Here is a 10,323-nt window from a genome sequence, read left to right as displayed (position 1 = left end):
CGCCACCATCGTTTTCGCGGCCAGCCTGCAGGTGGCGCCCGGGCTGCGCGTGTGGCTCTTGCCCGCCGCCGCCTTTGCCGGCGCCATGCTCATTTGCGTGCTGCTCGACCGGGTCGCCCGCTGGGCCACCCCCGGTTCCATCGTCGGCCTGCTGCTGACGGGCGTGGCGCTGAACGCCATCACGGTCGCCGTCATGGGCCTGTGCATCTACATGGCCAGCGACGACCAGTTGCGCACCCTGACTTTCTGGACTTTGGGTTCCTTGTCGGCCGGCAGCTGGCGCCAGGTGGCGGCCCTGCTGCTGGTGCTGGCGGGCGCCCTGTGGGCCACGCGCTTCCTCATGCGATCACTCAATGCGCTGGCCCTGGGCGAAGCGCAAGCCTTGCACGTGGGCGTCGACGTGGGCCGCTTGCGCACGCAAGTTATCGTGCTCGTGGCCGCATTGACGGGCTTCGCCGTGGCCTGGTGCGGCGGCATCGGCTTCATCGGCCTGATCGCGCCGCACCTGGTGCGCACCTGGCTGGGCGCCGACCAGCGCCGCGTGCTGCCCCTGGGGATGCTGGCCGGCGGCTTGCTGCTGCTGTTGGCCGACACCCTGGCGCGCACGGTCGCCATCCCGGCGGAAGTCCCCGTCGGCATCTTCACGGCTCTGCTGGGCGGGCCATTTTTCCTGATGCTGCTGCGGCGCTTCCGCCACAGCACCGCCTAGCAGCGACGACCATGACGCCTTTACTTGAACTGAGTTTTGCCACCACCCGCCTGGGCCAGCAGTATTTCGGCCCTTTTAATCTGCAGGTGGCGGCGGGCGAGCGCATCGCCATCCTCGGCCCCAGCGGCGCGGGCAAGTCGACCCTGCTGAAACTGATGGCGCGCGAATTGCGCCCGCAGGCGGGCAAGGTGCTGTTCGCCGGACGGCCGCTGGCGCAGTGGCCGCTGGCGGAGCTGGCCTTGCGCCGCGCCTTGCTGCCGCAAGGCTCGAACGTGGCATTCGGCCTGCTGTCGGACCTGGTAATCGGCCTGGGAAGGGTGGCGCGCCTGGTCGACCCGCAGCTGGAGCGCATCGTGCAGGAGGCGGCGGCCCTGGCGCATGCCACGCATTTGCTGGGCCGGCGCCTGGACAGCATGTCCGGCGGCGAACAGGCGCGGGTGCAGCTGGCGCGCATCTTCGCGCAGATGTGGGATGTGGAAGGGGGCTTGATACTCGTCGACGAACCGCTGGCCGCGCTCGACCCGGGACTGCAGTTCGATCTGCTCGACAGCCTGGAACAGTTTTGCGCCGCGCGCGGCCATGCCGTCATCGCCATCCTGCACGACATCAATCACGCCTTGCTGGGCTTCGACCGGCTGCTGCTGGTGCGCTCGGGCCAGCTGACGGCCGACATTCCCGCCAACGCCGACGCCGTGCCGGCGCTGGCCGCGCTGTATGGCATCGCCCTGACGACGGCCACCAGCAGCGATGGCCATGTCTGCGTCATCCCTGCCAGAAGCGCCGTGCGCCGGGCCGCCTGAATTATTACCAGACGTCCGCCGCACGCGGCCGCGCCATCTGGCCGCCGCCCAGCAGCCACACCATCAGCGCATCGGCCTGTTCGCGCGTGGCCGCCACCTCCTGCAGGATGCCGAAGGCCTTCATGGCGCCGGCCGCCATGGCTTGCAGCTGCGCGCGTTTTTCCCCGTCCGGTTCGATCGAGACGAGACCCCGGCAAATGGCGGCCAGCGCCACCTTGTGATGCTTGAGCCACAGGCCGCGCCGCTTGCGGTCGGCGTGCGCCTCGTCGCTGCGTTTCTCTTCGAACAGCATGACGAACGGTGCGCCATGGCGCAGCAGGGCGTCCATGTCGTTCTCCCACAGGGGCGCATAGCCTTCGACGGCCGTTTCAGGGCGAAAGCGCACGATGGGAAAGTCGCTGACGTCGTGGATGGAAAAGTGTGCGGGATTCGGTTTCATGGTGTCGTGCCTTCCAGGGTGGATGAGGGGATTGCCAGCCGCCGCCCAGCGCCTTGTAGACCTGGACCAGCGACAGCGACGCGGTGGCGCGGCTGTCGACCAGCGCCGCCTCGTTGTTCAATAAAGTGTTTTGCACGTGCAGCACGTTGATCAGGTCCGCGCCGCCCTGGCGGTACTGCAGTTCCGCGCTGCCCAGCGCGCGCCGTCCCTGCCTGACGGCTTCATCGAGGCTGGCCTGGCGGCGCTGGTTCGCCTGGTAGCCCGAGAGCGCGTCTTCCACCTCGTGCCAGGCGGCCAGCACGGTCTGGCGGTAGGCGATGGCCGCTTCCTGCTGCTGCGCCTCGCGCAATTGGAGGTTGCCGCGCAAGCGCCCGCCATCGAACAGGGGCACGCTGAAGCCGGGGCCGAAGGCGAAGCGTTTGGCGTCCCAGCCGATATCGGACAGCTGCATGGCTTGCAGGCCGACGCTGCCCGACAGGGTAATGCGCGGATAAAAGTCGCCATGCGCCACGCCGACATTCGCCGTGGCTGCGTGCAGTTGCGCTTCGGCGCGGCGGATGTCGGGACGCCGTTCGGCCAGGCCGCTGGGCACGCCCAGCTGCACCTGCATGGCGACGGCCGGAATCTCCTGGCTGGCCGCCAGTTCCGCCCGCAAGCCTTGCGGCGGCAGCGCCAGCAAGAGGGCGAGGGCATTGCCCAGGCGCGCCACGCGCTGCTGCAGCGGCGGCAGGCGCGCTTCGATGGTGGCCACGTGGGCGGCCGCTTCGGCCACGTCGAGCTGCGTCGTCGCGCCTTCCTGCAGGCGGATGCGCGTCAGCGACAAGGTGTGGCGGGCGATGTCGAGCAGTTGCTGCGTGATAGCCAGGGTTTGCTGCGCGCCGCGCAATTCGATGTAGTCGCGCGCCGTCTCGGCCAGCACGGCCAGCAGCACGCCGCGCTGCGTTTCCAGCGCCACGTCGACCCGCGCATCGGCCGCTTCCACTTCGCGCCGCACGCGCCCCCACAAGTCCAGTTCCCAGGCCGCGTCAAGGTTGCTTTGCCACAGGTTGTAGGCGGACTCGCCGTTGTTGCGCGACGGGTCGCTCAAGCCCTGTTCGCTGTTGCGCGCGCGGCCATAGCTGCCATTCGCGCCCAGCGACGGGCCTTGCGCGGCGCCAGCCACGCCGCGCGCGGCACGGCTTTGTTCGAGGCGGCTGGCGGCCGCCAGCAGGTCCAGGTTGGCGCTGGCGGCACGCCGCACCAGAGACGATAAAGTGGCATCGCCGAAGCTGTCCCACCAGCGCTGTTCGATGGCGGCATCCTCGCTTGCGGTGAAGCGGGCGTCTTGCGCCTGGCGCCACTCTTGTCCCAGTGCGTTGTGCGGGCGCTGGAAATCGCTGCCGACGCTGGCGCAGCCGGCCAGGCCCAGGGCCGTGGCGAGTATCAGTGCTTTCATCGCGCGCTCACCTGTGTCAACGCTGGACGGCGCGCAGCTGTATCGATGCGCACTTCGGCCGACATGCCCACGCGCAGGCCGACGTCGTTATCCTGGCCGGGATCGAGCGCGATCCGGACGGGGATGCGCTGCACCACCTTGGTGAAATTGCCGGTGGCGTTTTCCGGCGCGATGGCGGCAAACGTCACGCCCGTGGCGGGCGCGATGCTGTGCACCTTGCCACGCAGGAGCACGCCCGGATAGGCATCGACGGCGATGCTGGCGCGCTGGCCCTGGCGCACGTGCGTCAGCTGGGTTTCCTGCAGGTTGGCGACGACGAAGCTGCGGTTCAAGGGCACCACGGCCATCAGGCTGGCGCCGGGCGCCACCAGGGCGCCGACGCGCACGGCGCGGCGTCCGACGATGCCGTCGATGGGCGCGCGCAGCTGCGTGTGCGACAGATCCAGTTCGGCGCGTTGCAGGCTGGCCTGCGCGCGCAGCAGGGCCGCTTCGGCCGCGCCTTGCTGCGCCTGCAAAATGTCCGTCTGCTTGCGCGTGGCCACGAGGGCGGCGCGGTTTTGCGCCAGGCGCGCTCGGCTCACGTCAAAGCGCGATTGCGCCTGCTGGGCGTTCTGCACGCTGCCCGCGCCCTGGCCGGCCAGGTGCGTTGAACGGGCCAGCTCCTGTTGCGCCAGTTTATCTTCCGCCTGGTTGGCGTCGACCAGGGTGGTGGCCTGGTCGATCACCGATTGCTGGCGCTGCACCGTGGCGCGGGCATTGGCCAGTTGCGCCTCGGCGCCGGCCACTTCAGCGCGGGCCGAGGCGGCGGCGGCCTGGTAGTCGCGGTCATCGATGCGCGCCAGCAGCTGGCCCGCCTCGACAGCCTGGTTGTCTTCCACCAGCACTTCGCGCACGATGCCGCCCACCTTGGGCGAGAGCACGGTGTAGTCGGCGCTGACGAAGGCGTCGTCGGTGCTTTGTTCGTCGCTGCGGGAAAACGTCAGCTGCCAGGCGCAAAAGGCGAGGGCGCAGGCCAGCAGGGCCAGGCCGAGAAGAAAGGCGCGTGAGCGCAGTATGGGTGTTTGCATGGTGTAGCTCTTTCGTTAAATAAAAGTCAGGCGGCGCGCGGCGGAAAGACGCGCGTCGGCAGGATGGGAATGATCACAATCATGGCCAGCGCGATGGCGGCCACGGTGAGATACAGGTCGGACGAGGTCAGGGTGACGACTTGCGCATGCATGCGCTGCGCCAAACCTGGCACGTCCACGGCGGCCGGCAGGTTGCCCAGGCGCTCGCTGAGCACCGTCGAATGAAAGTGGTTGCGGCGCGTGATCAGCGCATCGAGCACGCCGGTGGCGACGACGGCCGACATGCCCTTGATGGTGTTGAACCAGGCCGAGGCAAACGGACCGTCCTGCGGCGCCAGGCCCGTGGTGGCCAGCAGCAACAAGGGAATCACGGCCATGGGCTGGGCGAAGATCTGCACGGCTTGCAGCAGGTAGAAATGCGTGCGGATCCAGTCCGGCGACATGCGCGCGCCCAGCACGCAGGACACGGCCAGCATGCCCAGGCCGATGGCCAGCACCCAGCGGCAGTCGACGGCGCGGATATTGCACAGGGCGGCCACCAGCGGCAGCGCGATCAATTGCGGCAGTGCCACCATCAGCATCACGGGTGCCGTTTGCAGCGGACGGTAGCCATGCACCTGCGCCAGGTAGGATGAAGGAATCAAGATTACCGCCAGCAGCACGAACAGCACGCCGCCCAGGGTCAGCAGGGCGTGGCTCAGGTTGCGCCGCGACAGCAGCTGCAGCTTGAAGAAGGGCAGCGGGTGCGACCACTCGTTGACGAGGAACAGCACCAGCAGCACGGCGCCGCCGCCCAGCAGCACGCAGATCAGCGGCGAATGGAACCAGTTCAGGCGCTCGCCCTGCAGCATGCCAACCACCAGCATGCTGATGGCGGGCAGGCCAAGCAACAGGCCGCGCCAGTCGAACTGGCGCAAGCGCTCCAGGCGCAGCGGGTCTTGCGGCAAGCCCCAGGAGACCATCAGCAGTGCGACGATGCTGCCCGGGATGACTTGCCAGAAGGCCCACTGCCAGCCCAGGGACTCGGTCCAGAAGGCGGCCAGCGGCGTGCCCAGGCTGGGGCCGAAAGTGGCGCTCAGCGCATAGCCGCCCAGGCCATACAGCTTGATGTTGGGTGGCAGGAAGCGCAGCGCCACCGTCATCAGCATGGGTGGCAGGGCGCCGCCGGCCGCACCCTGCACCACGCGCAGGATGATCAGCATGGGCAGATTTGGCGCGAAAGGGCACAGCAGGCCTGCCGCCATGCAGACGATGATGGCGGCGGCCGTCAGGCGCCGCAGCGAGAAGGTGACGGAACACCATGGCGCAAACGCCATGGCCGACACCGAGGCGGCCGCATACAGGGCGACCAGCCAGCTGGCGTCGTCGCGCGAAATGCCCATGGCGCCGCGGATGTCGGCCAGCGCGATCTTGGTGATGTTTTCATTCAGGCCGGCCAGCATCACGGCCAGCAGCACGCCGGTCAGGCCGGTGGCCAGGCGCAGGCCGAAGATGGTGGGGGAGGGAAGCGGCGCGGCCGCAGGGACGGCGCCGGGTAGCGGTACAGCGGACACAGGGAACTCCGTGGATGAGGATCAGTCCACGCAGTATAGGCAGCCCTTAATCTTGTGAAAATTGATAATTAAGGAAGTATGAATTGCGTCTGACGCAACGGTTGTTGGGGTCGGACCCTATGGGGCTGACCCCGGTCTTTTTCGTTGGCTTTGGCGTCTGGCGCGTGAATTCAGATCTACCCCAATCAAATGCCGGGGTCAGACCCGCAAGGGTCTGACCCCGTGCACAGCTCCTTGATCATGCGGCGCAGCCAGCGGTGCGCATGGTCGTGGTCGAGGCGCGGGTGCCAGGCCTGGAAGACTTCCACGCTGTCGACGGGAATGGGCAGCTCGAAGGTACGCAGTTTGAGCCCCAGCCGCTCGACGATGGGCAGCAGCGGCGTGGGCATCAGCGGCAGCAGCAGGCGCGAATCGGCGACGGCGAAGATGGCGGACTGGAAGTTGGGGCTGATCAGCGAGACGCGGCGCGTGTAGCCCCGCTCGGCCAGGATGGTGTCGAACGGGCCGCGCGCCAGACCGCGGCGCGAGACGCTGATATGTTCATATTCGGTAAAGCTGTCGAGGTTGATGGGGTGGTCGAAAATAGGGTGGTCGCTGCGGGCGATGCCGACAAAGCCGCTGCTAAATAGCTGCTGCAGCTTGATGTCGGGCGCAAAAGCGCGCCGCGCGCTGATGTACAGATCGATGCGGCCAGCGTGCAGGGCGTCGTTTTCAGTGGCGCCGTCGCCTTCCGGCACGAAGCGCAGCACCGTGTGCGGCGCGTGCACGGCCAGCAGGTCGCGCAGCTTGCCGCCGTAGGCACCGACAAACACGTCATTGGCGCACAGGCTGAAAGTGCGTTGCAGGGTGCGCAAGTCCACTTCGCGGCCCGATGTGAAGATGGCGTGCGCCTGTTCCACCACGCCGCGCACCTGCTCGCGCAATTCCAGCGCGCGCGGCGTCGGGGCCAGGCCGCGCCCCGAGCGCACGAAGACAGGGTCGCCGATGGCATCGCGGATGCGCGCCAGGGTGCGGCTCATGGCCGGCGCGCTCAGGTTCATGCGCCGCGCGGCGGCCACGGCGCTGCCTTCCTCGAGCAGGATGTCGAGGGCGACGAGCAGGTTCAGGTCCGGGAGTTTCATGCGCCGATTATAGCGCCGGATCGCCCCTTCAGAAATCCACCTGCGCCGAGAAACGCGCGCTGCGCGGGCTGCCCACGTTCAGCCAGCCGCCGCTCACGCCCGCTGCCGAAGCCCAGTAGCGGCGGTCGAACACATTGTCCAGATTGGCCCGCAGCACCACGGGACGCACGTCCTGCAGCCGCAGTGTGTAGCGTGCGCCCAGGTCCAGAATGGTCCAGGCGGGGATTTGCTGCAGGTTGCCCGAGCCGGCGTACTGCGAGCCGGCATGTGTGATTCGGCCCGTCGCCGTCATGCCGGGCGCGAACGGCGTATCCCATTCCGCGCCGAGATTGACATTCAGTCTGGAAATGCCGGGCGCCTTGTCGCCGTCATATTTGCCTTGCGGGGTGGCCGTCAGCACGGCGTCGAGGAGCATGGCGCCGGCCATCACGCGCCAGCCCTTGACGGGTTCGCCGACGATGGACGCTTCCAGGCCCCGGTTGCGTTGTTCGCCAAACAGGCCGTACACCATGCTGGCGGTGTCGAGTTGGCCATTCGGCTGTTTGACCTGGAAAATGCTGACGGTGGTCAGGTAGTTGCCGGTGTCAATCTTGACGCCTGCCTCATATTGGCGGCTTTTATAGGGAGAAAAAATTTCGCCAGCGTTCCTGGCCATGTCGGGCGCCACCGGCCCCTTGTTCAGCGCCTGCATGCTGTTCGCGTACAGCGACAGGTTGGCGGCGGGCTTGAAGACGATGCCCACGCCTGGCGTCAGCGCGCTCTTGTCGTAGGCCGTTTTCACGCCGTTGCGGTAACTGGCCACGTCAACGCGCTGATGGCGTGCACCGCCCATCAGCTGAAGGCGTCCGTCCAGCATGGTGATGGTGTCGGCGATGGCAAAGCTGGTCAGATTGCTCTGCGACGTCAGTGGCAGCGCGCCCAGGCGGCTGGTGAACACCGGTGCATCGACGAACACGGGCGCATACAGATTGGATTGGATTTCACCGTTGTATTCGCGCGCGCTATAGATTTTCTGCCAGGTGCCGCTGGCGCCCGCATGCAGTTCATGCGTCAGCGCGCCGGTCTTGACGATGCCGCGCAAGCCCGCTTCACCGGAACGCGACTTGGTCAGCGAAGGGCGCGATGAAAAATATTCGGTAAAGTCGCCAGCGCTGTTGCTGATGATGGGTTCGGGTGACAGCTTGTCCTGCTGCGCATGCTGCGCACCCAGCGCGGCATAGGCGGTCAGCCCGGACGCGAGATCGTATTCGATCCTGGCCATGCCGAATTCGGTGGTCGATTTGGCGTAGTTCCATCGTTGCGTAGTGTTGCGCGTGGGCGGCTTGGGGATGTCGAAGCCGTTCGAATCGAGGAAGTACCACCAGCCACCGCGGCGCATGTCGAGGTGGTCGTAGCCGAGATCGAGCGAAGCGCGCAGCGCACCGCCCCGGTAGTCGAGTCCCAGGCTGGCCGTGCCCATGGTCTTGTCGCTGCCCTTCAGCGCCGTTTCACCGTCGCGGTACACGGCGTTGGCGCGCACGCCGAACTGTCTGTTGTCGCCGAAGCGGCGGCCCACGTCCAGGTGGGCGCCGAACTGCGCGCGCGAGTCGTAGCTGCCAGTCAGGCGCGTGAGCGGTTCATCGCCCGCGCGCTTGGGCACCAGGTTGATGATGGCGCCGATGCTGCCGCCCGGGGCGATGCCGGCCAGGAAGGCCGAGGTACCTTTCAGCACCTCCACCCTTTCGAGCGTTTCCATGGGGATCTTGGTCGCAGGCGCCACGCCGAACAGGCCGCCGTAGCTGATGTCCTCGGCCAGCACATTGAAGCCGCGCACGTGTGGCTGGTCGATATAGCTGTCGCGCGGCCAGCCGCTGGCGATCGACGGGTCGTTGGCCAGCACGTCGCCCAGGCTGCGCGCCTGCTGGTTGCGCAGCAGTTCTTCCGTGTAGCTGGTGGTGGCAAACGGCGTGTCCATCACGTCGCGCGCGCCCAGCAGGCCCAGCTGGCTGCCGCGTGCCACCTGGCCACCCGCATAGGTGCCGGGCAGGGCGTTTTCTTGCGTGCCGCTGACGCTTACTTCCGGCATGACGGTGTCGCGCGCAGCCGCTGGCGTGGCCAGGGCGGCACGGAGAGTATAGCCGCCCGCCCCGGTACGCAGCAGTTCCAGGCCACTGCCGGACAATGCCAGGCGCATTGCCTGTGCCGCGTCGTAGCGGCCATGCACGGGTGCGGCGCTACGGTTGGCCGCCAGGGCGGCATCCATGGTCAGCGCCACGCCGGCCTGGCGCGCGATTTTATTCAGGCTGGCGGCCAGCGTGCCGGCGGGGATATCGTAGTCCTGCATGGCGCCGGCCTCGCGGTGTTGGGCCAGGGCCGGCAGGGGCGCCAGCGCGGCAGCGCTGCTGGCAAGGAGGACGGCGGTAAACAAGGGATGAAATGGGAAGGGCAAAGGCACGGCGCGACTCCAGAAAAAAGGGGAAAGGATGCTGCTTCCTTTCCTTGCCGTGCCAGATCGCAAAAGTGAGAGGGGCAAGGTGACTTTTATTTGTGTTCACGCCGCAGGCGCACCGTGCTCCACCAGCGGGCCGTGGTCGACACTTCGACCGGCACTGCCGCGCTCAGTGCCAGCAGGGCAGCGTGACTGTCGCCCAGCGGCAGGGTGCCACTCACGCGCAGCCGCGCCGCTTCGGGCGTCACCTGCAGGTAGCCGTGGTGATAGCGGGCGATTTCTTCCACCACGGCGCCCAGCGGCTGGTTCTCCACCACCAGCATGCCGTCCTTCCAGGCGTCGGCATTGCCGTCGGCAGGGGCGGGCAGGCCGACCACGCCGTCGTGCAGACGCACGGTTTCACCCTGGCGCACGATGCGCTCCTGGGCACACGCTATCTGCGGCTGCGGGGAACAGCTGGCCGGCCGGGTGGCGACCGCAAAGCGCGTCACCGTCAGGCGCGTGCCGCCCTCGTCCAGGCGGCGCACGATGAAGCTGGTGCCCAGCGCGCGCAGGCTGCCGTCTGGCGTATGCACGATGAAGGGACGCCCGCCCTCGTTGCCACTGTGGCTGGTATCGATGGCGATCTCGCCGCTGCGCAGCATCACCCCGCGCTGGCGGCTGTCGAATGCGAGGTCGACGGCGCTGCGGGTATTGAGATGCAGCACGCTCGCGTCGGGCAGCAGCACGCTGCGGCGTTCACCGGTGGCCGTTCGGTAGTCCGCCAGCAAG

Annotated in this window: 9 protein-coding genes; 2 read left to right on the top strand and 7 right to left on the bottom strand. The window is 67.7% G+C overall.

The genetic code is table 11. From position 1 onward, the window contains the following. Positions 1-709 (top strand): iron ABC transporter permease (locus JaAD80_RS28850; RefSeq protein WP_102299614.1); only part of this gene is annotated, 709 nt, incomplete at its 5' end. 11 nt (positions 710-720) lie between these two features. Then, a complete protein-coding gene (locus tag JaAD80_RS28845; RefSeq protein ID WP_102299612.1) occupies positions 721-1,509 on the top strand; it encodes an ATP-binding cassette domain-containing protein in 789 nt (262 codons plus the stop codon). Between the two features lie 4 nt (positions 1,510-1,513). Here JaAD80_RS28845 and JaAD80_RS28840 read toward each other — a convergent pair whose 3' ends face one another. From JaAD80_RS28840 to JaAD80_RS28810, 7 genes are all read right to left on the bottom strand, one after another. Continuing rightward, positions 1,514-1,948 carry a hypothetical protein gene (locus JaAD80_RS28840; RefSeq protein ID WP_180979652.1) on the bottom strand — a complete coding sequence of 145 codons (435 nt, stop codon included), beginning with the start codon at positions 1,946-1,948 and terminating at the stop codon, positions 1,514-1,516. Next, entirely contained in the window at positions 1,878-3,383 is a 1,506-nt protein-coding gene (locus JaAD80_RS28835) for an efflux transporter outer membrane subunit (protein ID WP_102299610.1), read from the bottom strand. The genes JaAD80_RS28840 and JaAD80_RS28835 overlap by 71 nt, the downstream gene beginning before the upstream one ends. Continuing rightward, a complete protein-coding gene (locus tag JaAD80_RS28830) occupies positions 3,380-4,450 on the bottom strand; it encodes an HlyD family secretion protein (RefSeq protein ID WP_102299608.1) in 1,071 nt (356 codons plus the stop codon). The genes JaAD80_RS28835 and JaAD80_RS28830 overlap by 4 nt, the downstream gene beginning before the upstream one ends. Positions 4,451-4,476: 26 nt before the next feature. Further along, entirely contained in the window at positions 4,477-6,003 is a 1,527-nt protein-coding gene (locus JaAD80_RS28825; RefSeq protein WP_258003250.1) for an MFS transporter, read from the bottom strand. Positions 6,004-6,188: 185 nt separating this feature from the next. Next, positions 6,189-7,124 (bottom strand): LysR family transcriptional regulator, encoded by a 936-nt coding sequence (locus tag JaAD80_RS28820; protein WP_102299607.1) that lies wholly within the window; start codon positions 7,122-7,124, stop codon positions 6,189-6,191. Between the two features lie 28 nt (positions 7,125-7,152). Continuing rightward, entirely contained in the window at positions 7,153-9,558 is a 2,406-nt protein-coding gene (locus tag JaAD80_RS28815) for a TonB-dependent siderophore receptor (RefSeq protein WP_146012604.1), read from the bottom strand. An 86-nt stretch (positions 9,559-9,644) separates the two neighbouring features. Beyond that, the coding region (locus JaAD80_RS28810; protein WP_180979651.1) for a FecR domain-containing protein at positions 9,645-10,323 on the bottom strand (679 nt) is incomplete at its 5' end.

The organism is Janthinobacterium sp. AD80 (genome assembly GCF_002878455.1).
Taxonomy (GTDB): Bacteria; Pseudomonadota; Gammaproteobacteria; order Burkholderiales; family Burkholderiaceae_D; genus Janthinobacterium.
Note: the sequence above shows the minus strand (reverse complement) of the source record. Positions and strands in the feature narration are given on the sequence as shown.

What these genes read in the sequence shown, in the direction of transcription:
- JaAD80_RS28820 (WP_102299607.1), bottom strand. Translation starts at nt 7,124, where the DNA reads ATGAAACTCCCGGACCTGAACCTGCTCGTCGCCCTCGACATCCTGCTC.
- JaAD80_RS28830 (WP_102299608.1), bottom strand. Translation starts at nt 4,450, where the DNA reads ATGCAAACACCCATACTGCGCTCACGCGCCTTTCTTCTCGGCCTGGCC.
- JaAD80_RS28835 (WP_102299610.1), bottom strand. Translation starts at nt 3,383, where the DNA reads ATGAAAGCACTGATACTCGCCACGGCCCTGGGCCTGGCCGGCTGCGCC.
- JaAD80_RS28845 (WP_102299612.1), top strand. Translation starts at nt 721, where the DNA reads ATGACGCCTTTACTTGAACTGAGTTTTGCCACCACCCGCCTGGGCCAG.
- JaAD80_RS28840 (WP_180979652.1), bottom strand. Translation starts at nt 1,948, where the DNA reads ATGAAACCGAATCCCGCACACTTTTCCATCCACGACGTCAGCGACTTT.